This is a genomic window from Burkholderia sp. Bp8991 (assembly GCF_003853795.1).
GTDB lineage: Bacteria > Pseudomonadota > Gammaproteobacteria > Burkholderiales > Burkholderiaceae > Burkholderia.
Genome location: NZ_QTQJ01000093.1, coordinates 1 through 374, shown reverse-complemented (window position 1 = coordinate 374; position 374 = coordinate 1). Strand labels below are relative to the sequence as shown.

The 374-nt window shown below is 65.5% G+C and carries 1 pseudogene; it reads right to left on the bottom strand.

Annotated features, from left to right (window positions below):
• A pseudogene (locus DIE02_RS35300) lies at positions 1 to 374 on the bottom strand (electron transfer flavoprotein-ubiquinone oxidoreductase); the annotation flags it as partial.

Genomic DNA, 374 nt, shown 5'->3' with positions numbered 1-374 from the left:
AGGGCGCCGCCCGGGAACACCGTCTTCGGCAGCGACAGCAGGCCGCCGGCCGTGATCGCCCGCGCGCCGTACGACACACGCTTGCCGCCTTCCAGGAATGCGCGGATCGACGGGTGCGTCTTGTAGCGCTGGAACTCCTCGAACGGCGACAGGTACGGGTTCGTGTAGCCCAGGCCGACCACGAAGCCGACCACGACCTGGTTGTTGTCCATGTGATACAGGAACGAGCCGCCGTACGTATCGGACTTCAGCGGCCAGCCGGCCGTGTGGATCACGAGGCCCGGCTTGTGCTTCGCCGGATCGATTTCCCACAGTTCCTTGATGCCGATCCCGTACGCCTGCGGATCGGCGTTCGCGTCGAGCTTGAACTTCGA